Origin of the sequence: Shewanella goraebulensis (assembly GCF_030252245.1) — a bacterium.
GTDB lineage: Bacteria > Pseudomonadota > Gammaproteobacteria > Enterobacterales > Shewanellaceae > Shewanella > Shewanella goraebulensis.
The window spans coordinates 3,987,759-4,005,788 of the sequence record NZ_CP126972.1 but is presented as its reverse complement, the minus strand read 5'-3'; the positions used below and the strand labels follow the sequence as shown (position 1 = coordinate 4,005,788).

16 protein-coding genes are annotated in these 18,030 nt (G+C 40.6%); 7 read left to right on the top strand and 9 right to left on the bottom strand.

Features of this window, described 5'->3' with window-relative positions:
- Nucleotides 1–8: 8 nt before the first annotated feature.
- A complete protein-coding gene (locus QPX86_RS16955) occupies nucleotides 9–1,028 on the top strand; it encodes a response regulator (protein WP_285163284.1) in 1,020 nt (339 codons plus the stop codon).
- 195 nt (nucleotides 1,029–1,223) lie between these two features.
- Here QPX86_RS16955 and ygfZ read toward each other — a convergent pair whose 3' ends face one another.
- Both ygfZ and serA read right to left on the bottom strand, forming a co-directional pair.
- Nucleotides 1,224–2,183: a tRNA-modifying protein YgfZ gene (gene ygfZ / locus QPX86_RS16950; RefSeq protein ID WP_285163283.1), complete on the bottom strand. Its 960-nt coding sequence runs from the start codon at nucleotides 2,181–2,183 to the stop codon at nucleotides 1,224–1,226.
- A 152-nt stretch (nucleotides 2,184–2,335) separates the two neighbouring features.
- Nucleotides 2,336–3,565 carry a phosphoglycerate dehydrogenase gene (gene serA, locus QPX86_RS16945; RefSeq protein ID WP_285163282.1) on the bottom strand — a complete coding sequence of 410 codons (1,230 nt, stop codon included), beginning with the start codon at nucleotides 3,563–3,565 and terminating at the stop codon, nucleotides 2,336–2,338.
- 151 nt (nucleotides 3,566–3,716) lie between these two features.
- Here serA and QPX86_RS16940 point away from each other — a divergent pair, with 151 nt between their 5' ends.
- Nucleotides 3,717–4,322, top strand: a complete 606-nt coding sequence (locus QPX86_RS16940) for a DUF2238 domain-containing protein (RefSeq protein WP_285163281.1) — start codon at nucleotides 3,717–3,719, stop codon at nucleotides 4,320–4,322.
- A gap of 229 nt (nucleotides 4,323–4,551) precedes the next feature.
- Nucleotides 4,552–5,217: a helix-turn-helix transcriptional regulator gene (locus QPX86_RS16935; RefSeq protein ID WP_153912682.1), complete on the top strand. Its 666-nt coding sequence runs from the start codon at nucleotides 4,552–4,554 to the stop codon at nucleotides 5,215–5,217.
- 85 nt (nucleotides 5,218–5,302) lie between these two features.
- Here QPX86_RS16935 and QPX86_RS16930 read toward each other — a convergent pair whose 3' ends face one another.
- Together QPX86_RS16930 and QPX86_RS16925 are read right to left on the bottom strand one after the other, a co-directional pair.
- Nucleotides 5,303–6,841 carry a curlin gene (locus tag QPX86_RS16930; RefSeq protein WP_220753902.1) on the bottom strand — a complete coding sequence of 513 codons (1,539 nt, stop codon included), beginning with the start codon at nucleotides 6,839–6,841 and terminating at the stop codon, nucleotides 5,303–5,305.
- Between the two features lie 14 nt (nucleotides 6,842–6,855).
- Nucleotides 6,856–6,981: a hypothetical protein gene (locus QPX86_RS16925; RefSeq protein ID WP_259651315.1), complete on the bottom strand. Its 126-nt coding sequence runs from the start codon at nucleotides 6,979–6,981 to the stop codon at nucleotides 6,856–6,858.
- A gap of 521 nt (nucleotides 6,982–7,502) precedes the next feature.
- Here QPX86_RS16925 and QPX86_RS16920 point away from each other — a divergent pair.
- From QPX86_RS16920 to katB, 4 genes are all read left to right on the top strand, one after another.
- On the top strand, nucleotides 7,503–10,004 hold the full coding sequence (locus QPX86_RS16920) for a S8 family serine peptidase (protein ID WP_285163280.1): 2,502 nt from the start codon (nucleotides 7,503–7,505) through the stop codon (nucleotides 10,002–10,004).
- Between the two features lie 143 nt (nucleotides 10,005–10,147).
- A complete protein-coding gene (locus tag QPX86_RS16915) occupies nucleotides 10,148–10,597 on the top strand; it encodes a PaaI family thioesterase (protein WP_220753904.1) in 450 nt (149 codons plus the stop codon).
- A gap of 83 nt (nucleotides 10,598–10,680) precedes the next feature.
- The gene (locus tag QPX86_RS16910; RefSeq protein WP_220753905.1) at nucleotides 10,681–10,923 is read left to right on the top strand and encodes a YgjV family protein; all 243 of its coding nucleotides are present in this window, start codon (nucleotides 10,681–10,683) and stop codon (nucleotides 10,921–10,923) included.
- 520 nt (nucleotides 10,924–11,443) lie between these two features.
- On the top strand, nucleotides 11,444–12,907 hold the full coding sequence (gene katB / locus QPX86_RS16905) for a catalase KatB (RefSeq protein ID WP_220753906.1): 1,464 nt from the start codon (nucleotides 11,444–11,446) through the stop codon (nucleotides 12,905–12,907).
- A gap of 228 nt (nucleotides 12,908–13,135) precedes the next feature.
- Here katB and QPX86_RS16900 read toward each other — a convergent pair whose 3' ends face one another.
- The 5 genes from QPX86_RS16900 to yjjX form a co-directional block, all read right to left on the bottom strand.
- Nucleotides 13,136–14,326 (bottom strand): membrane dipeptidase, encoded by a 1,191-nt coding sequence (locus QPX86_RS16900; protein WP_285163279.1) that lies wholly within the window; start codon nucleotides 14,324–14,326, stop codon nucleotides 13,136–13,138.
- Nucleotides 14,327–14,366: 40 nt separating this feature from the next.
- Nucleotides 14,367–14,831, bottom strand: coding sequence for a SufE family protein (locus tag QPX86_RS16895; RefSeq protein WP_407696599.1), 465 nt, complete (start codon nucleotides 14,829–14,831; stop codon nucleotides 14,367–14,369).
- A gap of 145 nt (nucleotides 14,832–14,976) precedes the next feature.
- Nucleotides 14,977–16,200 (bottom strand): cysteine desulfurase, encoded by a 1,224-nt coding sequence (locus tag QPX86_RS16890; protein WP_285163278.1) that lies wholly within the window; start codon nucleotides 16,198–16,200, stop codon nucleotides 14,977–14,979.
- A gap of 131 nt (nucleotides 16,201–16,331) precedes the next feature.
- Complete coding sequence (locus QPX86_RS16885) at nucleotides 16,332–17,372, bottom strand: NADP(H)-dependent aldo-keto reductase (RefSeq protein ID WP_220753909.1); 1,041 nt, start codon at nucleotides 17,370–17,372, stop codon at nucleotides 16,332–16,334.
- An 81-nt stretch (nucleotides 17,373–17,453) separates the two neighbouring features.
- Nucleotides 17,454–17,996, bottom strand: coding sequence for an inosine/xanthosine triphosphatase (yjjX, locus tag QPX86_RS16880; RefSeq protein ID WP_374758496.1), 543 nt, complete (start codon nucleotides 17,994–17,996; stop codon nucleotides 17,454–17,456).
- Nucleotides 17,997–18,030 lie beyond the last annotated feature (34 nt).

Genomic DNA, 18,030 nt, shown 5'->3' with positions numbered 1-18,030 from the left:
TAATTAACATGGAAAAAGCGACCGTGCTGATAGTTGATGATACTCCTGAGAATATTGATATCTTAGTGGGGATTCTGGGAGCCGATTACAAAATTAAAGTCGCTATTGATGGGCCTAAAGCCCTTGCATTGGCACAAAAATCCTCTCCTGATTTGATATTGCTAGATGTAATGATGCCAGGAATGAATGGTTACGAAGTCTGTCAAAAATTGAAAAGTGAGCCATTAACCTGTCACATTCCCGTGATTTTTGTTACCGCCCTCGCTGATACTGAAGATGAGACCCAAGGTTTCGCTCTCGGTGCTGTTGATTATATTACTAAACCTGTAAGTCCAGCTGTTGTTAAGGCAAGGGTAAAAACTCATTTAAGTTTGTATGACCAAAAGCGGCTATTAGAATCAGAAGTTGAGCTTAGAACTAAAGAGCTTAGAGAAACACGCTTTGAAATTATTCGAAGGCTAGGGCGAGCTGCAGAATATAAAGATAATGAAACAGGTTTGCATGTAATACGTATGAGCCATTATGCCAGATTACTTGCCATCGCAGCAGGCCACTCTTCGCGCTTTTGTGAGTTGTTATATAACGCAGCGCCTATGCATGATATTGGCAAAATAGGCACTCCTGATGCCATTTTAAGAAAACCGGGGAAGCTTGATGCGGATGAGTGGAAAGAAATGCAAGCTCATGCGGCTATAGGCGCTGAGATTATTGGCGAACATGACGATCCGTTATTGCAAATGGCTAAACGTATTGCCCTAAGTCATCATGAGAAATGGGATGGTAGCGGTTATCCCAATGGACTTAGTGGAGAGGAAATCCCTATTGAAGGGAGAATAATTGCTATTGCGGATGTATTTGATGCGTTAACATCAGCGCGGCCTTACAAAAAAGCGTGGACGGTTGAAGATACTATGGGTTTAATCGAAAAAGAGTCCGGTAAACATTTTGATCCAGAGCTGGTGGAGAAGTTTAAGTCGGTATTAGATGATGTGAAAACGATTAAAGCACAACATGAAGAAACATTTTGATTTGGTTCAAATAAACCATTACGTGATTTAGAAATGTAAAAAAGGATAAATACTTAAGGTATTTATCCTTTTTTGCTAAAGCGCCTAAAACATATTTTGCTAAGCACTTAACTTACTAGCACTTAACTTACTAGCACTTAACTTACTAGCACTTAACTTACTAGCACTTAACTAAATAAGCGGCCTAGGTTACCATTAGTCTTCTAAAGAGTATGGTAATGGAATAACACTTAGCTCGCTTGCTGTATCTTCTTTTATACGTAGCTTAGCATGATTTTCGGTGTCGTTGGCAAGCACTGCAGTCAGCAACACTTTGCCATCTTGCTGCACGGATTCAATCACTTTACCTGCACGTCTAAATCCATCTTCATCAGCGATTTCTATCTGAGATTCACTGGTGACAGTTTCTGAAGTGGTACCTGTAAGAATGTATAACGCACGTTTATTGCCGCCACGATATTTCATTCTTGCGATCGTTTCTTGGCCCATGTAACAGCCTTTTTCAAAGCTAATGCCATTGACGGCTTGTACGTTACACATTTGAGGCACAAATTCACCACTGTGGTTAGCATCAATATTGGCGTAGCCTGACTTTATCTCAAGAGCTTGCCAAGTCGATGAATTTTGTAACGTTTGATTTGAAGCTGTAACCAGTTCAATAGCTGTTTCATTGTTAGTGATGACGATAAAGCGTTCATTATCTTTAACGATAGTCGCATTATCAAACCTGCTTAATTCAGCGGTGACATCACCGAATTGTTGAGTGATAAATGTTTCAGCATTTGCTCCAGCAAAGCCAAGAATGACTTTTTCTGCACTGACATCTGTTAACTCAGCTTTACTGAAAACCGCATACTTTTGCCACTGGGCAAGGCTTAGAGGCAATACAGAAACAGGCAGCAGTACCATGAGTTGATCTTCATTGGCAAAAGTTCTAAAGCTTGAAAGCATTTTACCTTTAGCATCACAATGTGCGCCCCAGCGCCATTGATCATCTTTTAAAGACACTATGTCAGTTGTCACTTGACCGTGAATAAAAGTTTTACCTTGTTCACCGGTAATTTCAATTAAGCCTAAATGAGTGAGATTGGCGACTAATAAGTCTGGGGAAGTGTTTAAAAAATCCCAATCAGGCTGCGCAGTTGCAAGTGTCATAAACTAATTCCTAAGATGACCAACAAAGATATGGCTTGAGTGTAACGGAATTCAGTTACGCTCAAAAGAAAAAGCTACCTTCAATTGAATGAAGATAGCTTTATTTCACACTTTATATGCCTAGTTAAATGGCAATTTTTCAATGCTCGATTTTAAAATAAAACACGAGTTCGAATCGTGCCTTCAATCGCTTTTAATTCGCCAAGAGCTTGTTCTGCTTGATTAGAATCAACCTCCATAACAACGTAACCAATTTCTGCAGTTGTTTGCAGGTATTGGGCCGCGATGTTGATGCCTTTTTCTGAAAAGGCTTGGTTAATCTTAATCAGTACACCAGGACGGTTATGGTGAATATGCAGTAAACGCGATGTGCCTTTGTGCTGAGGTAAAGAGACTTCTGGGAAGTTAACCGCAGACACTGTAGAGCCGTTATCAGAATATTTGGCTAGTTTCCCAGCGACTTCAATCCCAATATTCTCTTGGGCTTCAGCTGTGCTACCACCAATATGCGGGGTAATTATGACGTTGTCTTGACCACGTAATGGGCTAATAAACTCATCATCATTTGATTTAGGCTCAACTGGGAATACGTCAATTGCTGCGCCAGCAAGGTGTTCTGATTTTAATGCGTTTGAAAGTGCATCAATATCAACAACGGTGCCACGAGAAGCATTAATGAAAATGCTTTTTTCTCGCATTTGAGAGAACTCTTTCTCGCCAAACATATCTTTTGTTTGCGGAGTTTCTGGAACATGTAAGCTGATAACATCAGCCTCGCCCAATAATTGTTCCAAAGAGTGGATTTGGTTAGCATTACCTAAAGGTAACTTATCTTCGATATCGTAAAATACGACTCGCATACCTAGGGTTTCAGCAAGAATGCCTAACTGTGTACCAATATGCCCATACCCAATCACCCCAAGAGTTTTACCACGGACTTCATAACTGCCACTTGCACTTTTTAACCAACCGCCACGATGAGCATGGGCATTTCGTTGTGGGATCCCACGCATTAGCATGATGATCTCACCTAATACGAGTTCTGCGACCGAGCGAGTATTTGAAAACGGTGCATTAAATACAGGTACACCGAGCTTTTCTGCTGCAGCAATATCGACTTGGTTAGTACCAATACAAAAACAGCCAATGGCGACTAATTTCTCAGCATGGTTTAACACGTCTGCAGTTAATTGAGTGCGGGAACGTAAACCGACAAAGTGTGCATCTTTAATGGATTGCAGCAGCTCACCTTCTGGTAAAGATGCTTTGTGGTATTCAATATTTGTGTAACCTGCACGCTCAAGTACATCGACCGCAGTTTGGTGGACGCCCTCCAACAGCAGGATTTTTATTTTATCCTTGTCAAGCGAGTGTTTCGCCATGATATGGGTACCCTCTTATCAATAGTTATGCTTATGTTATGCTGATATAAACGCTCGACCAAAATAGCACTTTTTTTAACACTTGTAGAGGGCTAGATGGCTAAAGTTAATATTCTAATTCTAGAACAATATCATCTAAGAGGGATTTAGTTTGAATAAGAAAGTTATATGGATAGTAATTTATTGTGCAGTGTTAATTTGGTCGGTGACTTCGCCTAAAGATATGTTCACTTGGTGGTTAGAAGCACTTCCTGCTTTATTGGCTATTCCTATCTTATTTTTCACTCGCAAGCGATTTCCCTTAACGTCACTTTCTTATGTATTAATTCTGGTTCATTGCTGTGTGTTACTGGTCGGTGCGAAATATACCTACGCTGAAGTGCCTTTGTTTCACTGGATTGCTGAGTGGATGGGAAGTGACAGAAATAACTATGATAAAATTGGCCATTTAGCCCAAGGCTTTATTCCCGCGATTCTAGCTCGTGAAGTTTTCTTAAGAAATCGAGTTTTACAACCCGGTTACTGGTGCCAATTTTTATCGGTGTGCTTTGTGTTAGCTTTTTCTGCTTTTTACGAGCTAATCGAGTGGTGGGTCGCCGTTGGTACAGGCGAAAACGCAGAGGCCTTTTTAGGGACCCAAGGTTATGTTTGGGATACTCAATCAGATATGTTTATGGCCTTATTAGGAGGTATTAGTGCATTAGTGTTGCTCACCCATTGGCATAATAAGCAGTTAGCATCACTATTTAATAAGTAAAAAATAGTGACTAATGCTAATTTATTAGCGTTAATAATGGTTATGTATGCTATTAATAGAGTGTTTTATAACAACTTATATACTGATTTAATGCCTTCGTATGACAAAAATATCTTATGAACTAGGTAAAATGTACTAATATAGAGTATTGTTGTGATTTTGTTATCAACATTTCAGGAAGAAACTCGTTAAGTCGAGATGTTAGGTGTGCTTTTCAGGGAGAAAAGTGATGAGCTCAAATATTGATGAATTAGTTTTCCTACACCAAGTTGCGGCGCCATGTAATCTTGCCATTCTTGCGGAATCAATAGGTCTTAAAACCAGAATTGTTAAACACGCAAGTGATTTGGAAGTCGACAAAAATACCAATAGTTTCTATTTAGTTGCTCAAAAAGGAGCAGCATTAGACAGCAAAGGGATACCTTTACTTGTTTCACGTTTAGTTAATCACGTTCCTGTAGCACTTTATCAAGTTGAACGAGGCTCTTTAGATCAAGAGTCTGCGTTATTACTCGGAGTGAGAGGTTTACTGTACTCGGATCAACGTATGGATTTAATGCTAACAGGTTTACGTAAAATGGTTGCTGATGAATTGTGGTATGACAGACCATTAATCAGTAAAATATTCCGCAGGTTAGTACAAAAATTAGATGCAAATACCGAAATACCACCAGATACTGTGGCTATGTTGCAGATGCTGACAAGTCGCGAAAGAACAATTATCCAATTAGTGTCAAGTGGGGCAAGAAATAAAGAAATTGCGCATCGTTTATGTATCAGTGAGCATACCGTTAAAGCGCACATATCTTCAATTTTCCGTAAAACTCAATCTAGAAATCGCGTAGAGTTATTACGTTGGGCGCAAACTTATCAAGCCCATTTCGAGTTTGCTTAAATCAGGTGCTTGATTTAATTTTTTAGCAAAAATATAAAAGGGAGCCTTCCGATAAGGCTCCCTTTTTATTGTAAATTACCTAAGATTAATTTTGGTAAACAGTAGCGGTATTGAAGTCACCCGTTTGCGAGACATTAATCATACCGTTATCACCAGTTTGTGCACCAATCACTAAGTTATCGTTACCCATTTGCGATATGGTCAAGTTATTGCTGTAACCTTCAACCAAGAAGTAACCATCGTCACCACCAATCCAGTTTCCAGTACCTTCTTGAACTATATCAATGGCATGTTCATCACCAAATGACGCTACGTCTGTAAGGTTAAATTCACCGTCTTGAGCTATATCAATGACTTGAGCAATACCGACGTTAGTTAGCGTTGCTTCATTATCTGAACCAATTTGCTCCATTGATACTTCATTTTCAAAACCGAAGGTGTCAACATATGCCAAATTCGTTTCACCAGATTGTTCCACCGTAACCATGTTCTGATCTAACTCCACGAACACAGCAGCTTCGTTATTCATTCCTTCAGAGCTAATAGTCACTTCATTATCAAAACCATACGTACCTGATGCAACATAGTTAGACTCACCATCTTGTAGCACTGTTACTAAGTTTCCGTCACCAATAGTTTCGAACTCAGTCAGATTTGAAATACCAGATTGGTCAATATCGATGATATTGTCGTTTCCTGATATTACCGCCACGTTAGTATCACCGACTTGGTTATCTGTGCCATCTTGGTAAATAAATACTTGGTTATTATCCCCAGTTGCGAACTCAATCACTGCACCATTCAAATCGCCGGTCTGGTCAATAACAATATCATTGTTAGATCCTGTAAGGCTTGCTACAACACCAGTATTGGCAAAACCATTCTGGTTAATTTCAAAACTATTGTCATTACCATTTACACCGATGACTGCACCAAAATTATCATCGCCTATTTGATCAACGAATAAGCTATTGCCATCACCAACATTGGCAGTACCACCAGAAGCGACAAGTCCAGCTTGGTTATTATTGCCATCTTGAGTAATGACCCCTTCATTACCATTACCTTCAACACGGAAAACTGCCAAGTTAGCACCTCCATATTGAGTGGTTTGGGTCAGGTTATCATTACCTACATGTTGGATAATGCTATTGTTCTGAGCGCCATCCTGTAAAGTATCTGCGATATTATTATTACCAATAGCTGTGGTTTCGCTAGTATTCCAAAAACCTGATTGATCAACAGTGATTTGGTTATCGTTACCTTCAATACCGACATTCGAAATATGCCAGTCATCTACTTGGTTAGTCGTTACAAAGTTTCCATCACCTTCTGAAGTAATATATGACTCTTGCCAATCACCTAACTGGGTCACTTCGGCAATTTGATCATTACCAATTTGAGTGACTTCTGCTACATGGCGTGTACCTGATTGAGAAACAAGTGCGTCTTGTCCTACACCAGTCTGTTCAACAGTTGTTTGGTTATTAACAGCAGCGATTACCGCAGCTGACTTTTCAGTTGATGCTGCTTCAGGAAGTGAAAACCCTGTAGCAGAAACGGGTAAGGCTAGACTGGCTGTTATGGCAAGAGAAATTAAAGATAATTTTGTTTGCGACTTCATTTGACGCTCCCTGTTTAAATATTGAGTGACTTATTCGCTCGTACAGTCATCTCTTCAATGATTAAATTCACTTTCAGTAAACACTCATCAATTCGGCTGAAGATATCAACCAATAATTGACGAGTGGAATAAGCGAACATTAAGTAATCTTGCCACTAACTTTTTACTAATTAAGACATAGCTAGGGCATTAATCATCAAGAAGTAAACCTAAGTAAGCTTAAAACTAATGCTTTGGTTAGGTTTGAGTGAGATCGATACTCTTGATTTTATTAAACCGCATCCTTTAGCTTATTTAGGCAAGTTACACGATTAACTTACGGATTGAGGTCTGATAGCTCAATCGGAAGAATGGCTACTTTTTAGAAGAAAATAAACAACAGAACTTTCGTATTAGTTAGTTTCAACCTTTTGATTTAATGCGTTTTTATTAAGTTTTGATGGTGCGGTGGTAAATTGCCTACACTAATAGGATTAGTAGTTTATTACTATTTAGCTTCTGACCACTATTATTCTGATTTGAATATGACAACAATCAAATGGCTACAACATTTCCGGATTTCACTTTGTGGAAAACCAGCTCGCTTTCAAGCAAATGGATACGCTACCAGTGTTGAAGTACCGGTTCTGGGAATTAATAATGGAATATAGGAAGCCAGAAAATGATCAAGAAAATGTCTCCAATTGCAATTGCAATTGCCTCAGTAATGGCGATGAATGTCGCTCCTGCTATCGCAAAAAACAAAGTAGAATATAAGCAAGATCAACTGCTTGTTGTTTATAAAGACAATGTCACTAAGTTTGAGAAACTCTCAGCTCAGCGTCTAGTGAGTGGTACCTTAACGGACAAAAATTTAGACGGTGTTGATGATAAATTTCAGCACTTGTTGTCTGGTAGATTAGCAAGATTACAGCTCAAAAATGGCAGTGATATTGATGCTGCAATTAAGATAATCAGTCAGCATCCAGCTGTTAAATATGCAGAACCAAACTATACATACAGAGCATTAGGAATGCCCGACGATCCTAGTTTTGTTGAATTATGGGGGTTACATAATACCGGTCAATCAGCAGGCACTGCAGGTGCTGATATTGACGCTGTTGCAGCTTGGGATATCACCACTGGTAGCGATAATGTTGTCATTGGTGTTATCGATACAGGTGTTGATTACAACCACCCTGACCTTGTTAGCAACATGTGGGTTAACCCTGGAGAAATTGCAGGAAACGGCATTGATGATGATGCTAATGGTGTTATTGATGATATCCATGGTTATAACCCTATAACTGGCAGCGGTGATCCTATGGATGGCAATGGTCATGGTACCCACGTTGCCGGAACAATTGGTGCTACAGGTAACAATGGTGTCGGTGTTGTAGGTGTTAACTGGGATGTGACCATGATTGGTTGTAAATTCTTGTCAGACAGCGGCACTGGTACCACTGAAGATGCGATTGCATGTATCGATTATTTCACCAACCTTAAAATTAATCATGGTGTTGATGTTAAAGCGACCAATAACTCATGGGGTGGTGGTGGATTTAGCCAAGCGTTAAAAGACTCAATAGAATCTGCTGGCGATCAAGGTATTCTCTTTGTTGCTGCTGCAGGTAACGATGCCATTGATAATGATGTTAACCCACACTACCCATCAAGTTACGAGTCAGACGTCGTACTCTCTATAGCAAGTACAGATAGAAACGATAACATGTCTAGTTTTTCTCAGTGGGGCTTAACAAGTGTTGATATGGGCGCACCAGGCAGCTCAATTCTGTCAACATTCCCTAATGATTCATATGGCACAATTTCGGGTACCTCAATGGCAACCCCTCATGTCACTGGTGCAGCAGCGTTAGTTTGGTCTGTTGAGCCAGATATTACTGCTGTGGATATGAAACAGTTACTGATGACTTCAGGTGATGTTAACGGTGATCTAACTGGATTGACGGTTGCAGGAACAAGATTGAATGTTGCAAATGCTATTGCTGCTGCAGATCCGGACCCTTCGTTTAAGCTATCAGTGACACCTGGCTCACAATCGGTTGAAGCGGGTAGTGCAGTAAGTTATGACTTCTCTGTAGGTAGCATTGCTGGTTGGGACGATCAGGTTAGCTTAACTGTGGCTTCATCACCAGCACTTGACGGTGTGAGTTTATCAACCAATAGTGCTATGGCTGGTGATGACTTTACCTTAGATGTTGCTACGTTAGATGATGCAGCTTGGGGCGATTATGTGATTACCGTTTCTGCAGACGATGGTGTAACAGTTAAAGATAAAGCTGTTGCGCTAACGGTTTACCCTGCAGGGTTAACTGACTTTAGTTATGGTAACGATACACCTGTAGATATCACTGATAATACCTTAATCACAAGCACAATTGAGATTGCTGACCCAGTACAAATTTTTGATTTGGCTGTTAGTGTCGACATTACTCATACATGGATTGGTGATTTAGTCGTTAGCTTGACCTCACCGGATGGAACAGAAGTTGTTTTGCATGATCGTGAAGGTGGAAGCGCGGACGATATCGTTAAAACTTGGAGTTTATCTGATTTTGATGGTGAGATTGCAGCAGGTACTTGGACATTATCTGTTTCAGATAATGTCGGCGGTGATACTGGTTCACTTAATAGTTGGGGATTAGATATTTCTGCACTAGGTGAAGCAGCTCCTGCAGCACCTGTGGCTGGGTTTGACTATGATGTTGACGGACTGATGGTCACATTTACAAACACCAGTTCTGATATTAATGACGATATTGTTAGTTATGCTTGGGACTTTGGTGATGGCAGTACGGCAACAGATGAGTCGCCAGCTTATATGTACGCAACTGGTGGCACTTATAATGTGTCGTTGTTAGTGACTGATGCAGAAGGTCAAACCGATACCGTATCTATGGATATCGAAGTGTTTGAGTATTCAATTGATGCAGCGGTGACTCGTACTATGAAATCGCGTCGTGGCAGTGCTCTGGTTGATTTAACATGGAGCGGTGCTGTAGGTGATGATGTGGCAATTTACCGTGATGATGTCATGGTTGCTACAACGCCGAATGATGGTCGATATCGTGATCGCTTTACTAATGCACCTGCAGAAGTAACGTATAAAATCTGTGAGACAGCAACAAGCTTATGTTCAGATCCTATCGTTGCCGCTTTTTAACGGTTATTAGATTGGAATCTTAATTAAGTAAAAAAGGGATGGCTTGCCATCCCTTTTTTATGTCTAAACTTTATCGGTAAATGCTTTGATATTAAAAGGCTAATCAGTAGACTAAAGATAATTTTATACTATGGATGGATGTCATGAGCATTTGGTTTAGAGAAGTTACATTAGAAGATTGTGCCAAAATGGATGTCGGGATGCATGGAAAAGGCACCTTAATGAAAACGTTAGGCATAAAAGTGACCGAAATTGGTGATGACTATATGGTGGCAACCATGCCTGCAGATCCATCTGTTCATAATCCTCTGGGCATTGTTCATGGTGGTGCTAATGTTGCTTTAGCTGAAACCGTAGCCAGTTATGCTGCAAATTTTGTCGTCGACTTTGAACATTTTTATTGTGTAGGCCAAGAAATTAACGCGAACCATTTAAAAGCGTCGCGAAAAGGCGAGTTAATTGCCACTACAAAACCAGTACATATTGGTAAACGAAGTTCGGTATGGGAAGTATTGATAACTAATAGTGCAGGTGAATTATGTTGTATTTCAAGAATGACTGCTGCAGTGGTTGCGCGTAAAGCTGTTTCATAATGCTAATTGTCTCAGCATGAGACTGTGTAAGCCGCCAAAATTAACTACACTGATGGTATAACGCTTTTTAGAAGGATATATGAATGGAAGCAGCAACAATTTGGGAATGGGTAGGTTATCTTGCTTCGGTAGTGGTAGCAATTTCATTAATGATGTCCAATATTAAAAAACTTCGCTGGTGGAACTTAATTGGTGCTGCTTTGTTTGTAGCGTATGGCCTTGCTATTGGAGCCATTCCAGTCGCATTAGTTAATTTTTTTATTGTACTGATTGATATTTATTACCTTGTGAAACTTTATAAAGAGCCTGAATCTCCACCTAGCTAAAGCTCTTCTTAGTTAGTATCTATTTAGCTTAATTTTCAAACTTAGCTTATATGTATAAGAGTGGTTAGCCTTAGTGTCGGTGAGCTGCTCTTTTTATTTGCAACAAGTAGTTTGAATGGCTTGGTATTTATTCAATATCCAATATCTCGTCAGTGTGCGTTTTGCTTTTCTTTTTTTATCTTAAAATTTAAATCCTTCCTTTTAAAATAAAACCTATTAATTTACTAGATAACTTACAAGTTTTTCCTCATAAATTCAGTGACCAACAGCCAACAGCCAACAGCCAACAGCCAACAGCCAACAGCCAACAGCCAACAGCCAACAGCCAACAGCCAACAGCCAACAGCTAATATTGAATCGTTAATTTAGATTGTTATTATCTGCTTTAATCGTTTTTAATGGTTTTTGTATTTGGCTATTATTGATTTATCGAAATATGAATGAGCCAGGAGAGAGCATTATGGCTACCATCCACGATTTAATTGAACTGTGGTTACAGGATCACTAAAAGGAATAAATTATGAGTCAGTCACAATATCTAACGAGTCAAAATGGTGCACCTATCGCAGATGATCAAAATTCATTATCTGCGGGGGAGAGAGGTCCTTTACTACTTCAAGATTGGCATTTAATTGAAAAACTTGCTCATTTTAATCGCGAAAGAATACCTGAGCGTATCGTACATGCTAAAGGTACTGGTGTTTACGGTAAGTTCACTTTAACTAAAGATCTTAGCGACTATACAATTGCAGAACACTTTAATGGGGTTGGCAAAGAAACTGAAACTTTCATTCGTTTCTCGACAGTTGGCGGCGAAATGGGATCGGCTGATGCAGAGCGTGACCCTCGAGGGTTTGGCTTACGTTTTTATACTAAGCAAGGTAACCACGATATTGTAGGTAACAATACCCCAACTTTCTTTTTAAGAGACGGTATTAAGTTCCCAGATTTTATTCATACTCAAAAGCGTAATCCGCAAACCAATTTAAAAGATCCTCAAGCAATGTGGGATTTCTGGTCACTTAATCCAGAAGCCATGCATCAGGTTACTATTTTAATGTCAGACCGTGGTATTCCAGCTAACTATCGCCAAATGCATGGCTATGGTTCGCATACTTTTTCTTTCTGGAATGCTAAAGGCGAGCGTTTTTGGGTTAAGTTTCATTTTAAATCACAGCAAGGTGTGGTGAACTTAACTGGTGAGCAAGCTGATGTGCTAAAAGGGATTGATCCTGATTCATCACAGCGTGATATGGTTGCAGCAATTGCTGATAAAAACTTCCCGAAATGGACTGTCAATGTTCAAATTATGCCGGAAGCAGAAGCCAACACTTATGCTATTAACCCATTTGATCTAACCAAAGTTTGGCCTCATTCAGATTACCCACTAATTGAAATCGGTGAGCTTGAATTAAACCGTATGCCGGAAAACTACTTTGCCGAAGTTGAGCAGGTTGCATTAGCGCCAAGTAACTTTGTGCCAGGTGTTGGCGCATCGCCAGACAAAATGCTGCAAGCACGTTTATTTTCATATGCAGATGCTCAGCGTTACCGTATTGGCACTAATTACAATCAACTGCCAGTTAACTGCCCACATGCTGCTAAAGCTAACCATCATCAGCGTGCAGGAGCGATGGCTGGCACTCAATGTCCATACAATGGTAGTCAAACAGGTGCTGACTCAAGTACAAACTATGGCCCAAATACTGTCGATGGAGGCCTTAAAGATACGAGTCAATTTGCTGAGCCACCGCTAAGACTAGACGGTGAAGCGGATAGATACAGCCGTTATGACCAAGATGACTATACTCAAGCGGGTAACCTTTACCGCATCTTCAGCGAAGAAGAGAAACAACGTTTAGTTGAAACGATTGCAGGTACACTTAGCCAAGTGACTGCTGATGTTCAGCAAAAAATGGTTGCTCATTTCAGCCAAGCTGATGCTGACTACGGCCAAAGAATTAAAGCGCTTTTAGAAGCTTGACTATCAAAAAGCGTATTACAACCCGTTAAGATTGATGAAAGCGATGTGAAGCAAGTTTAGCTCGCTTGAGCAATTTAAAAGTTAACAATACGATAAAATAAAAGGAAGGCAGATGCCTTCCTTTTTTGTGTTTGTTATTTCGATTATTGAATAGGTATTTGTTACATGACGAGCGAGGCTTATTGTTCTAAACAATAAGCTTTAAAAGTAGATGAAAGTTGAAAAAACTTATACCAAGACTTGGTTTAACACTCTTTGCCAGTTGCCACCTAAGAAGCGGTCTCGATCGCTCGATTTATAGCGCGCTTTTGCTAAAGCATCATCAATACGGCTCATTCTATCGATATGATTAAGCTCAGGAATAACCACATGCTGTGGTAGGGTTTCAAAACCTAATACATTCTTTGCTGCTAGGCTTTGCCACCACTCATGGTATTGTTTCACGCCTTCGGCATTATTATTTTTTAACGCTAAAAGGTTTTCTTGGCCTCTTAGAGGGTAATCGTTGGCAATTGCTACGGCGTTAACGCCACCAATTCTTGCGACTCTATCAAGTTGACGCACATAGTCCTCTATTGTTGGAACTGGTTCATTAGTGAGCCAAAAGCTCATCATGAATACACCAAATACACCTCCAGTATCGGCAATCGCACGAATAACTTCATCTGGTGAGCAGCGAGCATTATTCACAATAGAGCGCACAGCGCCATGGCTTTGCACTATCGGCATGTTGCTAACTTTAGCTGTATCAAGCGCCGTTTGCGGACTTGAGTGGCTAACATCAATCAGAATGTTACGTTGATTGAGGGCATTTATAAGTTGATGGCCATCGGCGGTAAGTGGCTTATTTAACCCTTGGGTTCCGTCATTATCTAATGCGCCGCCGGCAAAACGGTTTCCGTAATGATGAGTAAGTTGCAGTACGCGAAGCCCGTGCTGATGGAATTCATTTAGATGTTGCCAATGTTCACCTTCTCCTTTTAGGCTATCGCCTTCAAAAGTGTCCTCTTCAACACAATCCGCACCTTGGATTTGAAAGTAAACGGCAGTGCGCTGCTCTTCGCGAGCAACGGCAATATCGCGACCACTTAAGCCTTGCATTAAAATCGTTGGGTTATCACTAACGATTTTTTGTGCCTTTTTAATGCTGGCGATACAAGCTTTGTAACTACGTTTGTAATTGGTTGTACCATCTGCTTGGGTAATGGCTTCAATATCAGAGATATCGCAAATGTAGGCATCAAGTTTTGATGCGCGAACATCTGCGAGGTTTTCTGGTAAGAAACTTAATCCATCAATATAGAGACGTGATTTAGGTTTTGCCATGGCTGATGAGGCGTATAGCGGGCAAAGAATACTGGCAGCGGCAATGCCTTTTAATAATTGTCGGCGGCTTTGGTTACAAGCGCTAGGTGTCATATGGTTTCCTTTTTAGACGCTTGTAATCAATGTTGCATGATTATGCTGCGGCAAATTGCTTTATAGCATTGGCTAGTGCGGTTAACCCATTGGTACGAGATGGACTGAGTTGACCACTTAATCCTAATTGCTGGAAATAATGATCTAAATCGAAATTGGCAATCTCAGTCGTGGTCTTTCCATGGGTTGCATTTAGCAGTATAGCAATAAGACCCTTAACTATACGTGAATCGCTGTCGGCACAAAAAAAGTGCTGTGACTCAATTTGGTGGTGATATAGCCAGGCTTGGCTTTCACAACCTTTTACTTGAGCCGTTTCTACTTTATAGGCTTCTGCTAAGGGTGCAAGCACTTTACCTATCAACATGATCTGACGGTATTTATCTTGCCAGTTTTTAGCTTGTTCAATGGTGGTAACGGCATCTGATATTTTTTCACTTAATGGTGAAAAGTAACTATTGTCAGGTTGCAGTGTTTCAGATTGAGACGTGATGTTTTGACTCAAGAGTCACCTCTAAAAAATGGGCTAATTACAATGGCGAGTCATTCAATGTTTTAGAATGATTGTTTCACTTACTATAAATGGACCTATGTTACAGCTAGTCTGCCAGACAGCTTACAGTTATCGCAGCTACTCTTATAAAGGGTGCTTATAACAGTAACTCTTTCACATTACGCAGTGCAGTTATAAATTGGTCAATATCCTGCTTATTATTGTAAATGCCGATAGATGCACGGCAGCAGCCTTTAATCGCAAGTTGTTGCATTAACGGCATCGCACAATGATGCCCGCATCTAACTGCAATACCTTGCTGATCGAGCAAAATACCGACGTCTTGATGATGCTCACTGCTAACGTTAAATGCTACTACGCCGCAATTATGTTTATTGGCACCATAAAGCCTAATGTCACCTAATTGGATGAGCTGCTGCTGTAAATATGTTAGCAGTGATTGTTCGTGTTGCCTGACTTGTTCTTTTGGCAAGGCATTGATGAAACTGATGGCAGCACCTAATCCAATAACTGCAGAAATTGCGGGCGTTCCCGCTTCTAACTTATTCGGCAAATCGCCAAATTCAGTGCCTGCAAAACTGACGGTTTTGATCATCTCGCCACCCGTTAGCATAGGCGCTAATTGATCGAGTTGATCAAACCGACCATAAAGAATACCAACACCAGTAGGCCCATACATTTTATGGCCTGAAAATACGTAAAAGTCACAATCAATTGCTTGGACATCAATGTCAAAGTGGGCGATCGCTTGAGCGCCATCAACAAGGGTAATCGCCCCAGCAGATTTTGCTTTTTGTACTAGTATTTCAACGTCATTTACAGTGCCTAATGCATTAGTTACATGGCTAAAAGCAACTAACTTCGGGCTTAATTTCAGTAATTCATCAAATGCTGCATGATCGATAGATAACTCATCATTGAGGGGGATTGGCTTAATTATAGCGCCAGTTTTTTTAGCGAGTTGTTGCCAAGGAACAATATTGGCATGGTGCGCCGCGCTATCGACTAAAATGATGTCATTGGCGTTAACTTGCTGACTAATACCATAAGCCACAATATTGATGGACTCAGTGGTGCCGTGAGTAAAAATGACTTCATCGAGTCTAGCGCTGTTGATAAACCCTTGAACTTGTTCGCGTACCTTTTCGTAATTTAGTGTTGCTCGGGCTGAAAGCTGATGGGCTGCTCGGTGAACATTGGCATTATCAAGTTGATAATAGTGGTTCATGGCATCAATGACTGATTGCGGTTTTTGACTGGTGGCGGCGGTATCCAAGTAACACAGAGGTTGGTCTTCCAACTGCTGGGCTAATGTAGGAAATTGGGCTCTGATCGCATCATGTTCAAAGGCTATAGTCATTAAAGGCTCATTATCGACGAAGTGTTTTATTGATTAAGTATGGCTAGATAGTTAACTCAAAAAGAAAGCGCCACGATCTTCATAGAAAGTGACGCTTATTGCAAGTATACATTTGCTTTTACTTGTTTGCCTTATGGGCAGGGAATGCGATATAGATTGGATAATTGGTTTATTCGCTCAAGTAACTCTGGTGATAAGCTGACATTTAAGCTATCGATATTCTCTTTTAATTGCTCAAGGTTTGTGGCGCCTATGATGTTTGAAGCGACAAAGCCTCTTGAGTTAACAAAAGCTAACGACATTTGCGCAGGGCTCAAATTAAATTCACGAGCCAAATTGACGTAAGCTTGAGTGGCTTCAAGCGCCATTGGAGTTGCGTTATAACGGGCAAAGCGTTTAAACAGCGTTAATCGCGCCGCTTCTGGCCATTGATCGTTTTCATATTTACCAGTGAGCACGCCAAATGCCAGTGGTGAATAAGCCAGTAATGGTAGCTCTTCACGGTGACTGATTTCAGACATGCCTAATTCATAGCTACGGTTAAGTAAGTTATAGGGATTTTGCACACTGATGATTCGGGGTAAATCGTGTTTCTCTGCTAATCGCAGATATTGCATTAAGCCCCATGGGGTTTCGTTAGAAACGCCGATATAACGGACTTTACCTTGGCGAATGACTTCAGCGAGTGCTTCTAGGGTTTCTAAAATAGGCGTTTGGTGTTCATCCTCTATATGATCATAAAGAAACTCACCAAAATAATTGCAGTGTCTATCAGGCCAGTGTAATTGATACAAGTCGATGGTATCGACCTGCAAGCGTTCTAATGAGGCATCAACTGCTTGGTGAATATTAACCCAATCGAGTGCCATGTTAGGGCGTATAAAATCACTTTTAGGTCCAGCTGCAGAGACTTTGGTAGCGATGACTAAATTGTCACGGTTATCACGCTGAGAAAGGTAGTTACCAATAATGCGTTCAGTCTCACCCTGTTTTTCAGCATTAGGTGGCACGGGATACATTTCGGCGGTATCGATAAAATTAACACCGCGACCGATGGCGTAATCCATTTGCTCAAATGCTTCACGCTGGGAGTTTTGTTCTCCCCATGTCATGGTACCTAAACAAATCTTACTCACATCAAGGCTAGAATGGGGTATGCGTTGATATTCCATTTAATTCTCCTATGGAATGCAGTTACTTTGAAGTTAACAATCTTTATTCATAAAACAAAGCGACTTATTTCCATCATCGAACTAGTTGTTGAATATTTCATCATTAACAAAAGGTGCCATGGCTAAAATAATGGCTTGGGTATAAATACTTTCACGGGTTGCTAACCCTTTGGTAAGTAATCCTATAGCACCACCTTTTTGCTTGATGTTATCGGTATTAAATAGTCTGTCCATGACATGTCCTAACTCCTCACCTTGCTCAAGAGCTTGAAACACCTTTAAAGGCAATGGCAGTAAAGCGCTACGACCGACAGATAGCTGCTGATTATGGAGGATCGCCATATAAGCAAAAGTTGCAGGGCCGTGATCAAAACAATCCACGCCGCCTTCCATTGCAATATAAAAGTCAGCAGTTTGCTGTGACTGGCAATACTCGGCGCGATTAATGGCGCCCAGTTTTGTTTCTGCTTCGGTCATTGGCTGATCAGCCACTAACGATGGGGCATGAATGCCCTCACAAATGATATTGCAATCAGGAAAGTATTGGCTGAAAGCGTGTTTTGCTGCACTCACTTTTACAGGATTTTTTGAGCCGACAAGGATCGTTAATGGTTTCATGGTGATTTCTTTTTTAGCTTGAGTAGGTTCAGACGTTGTT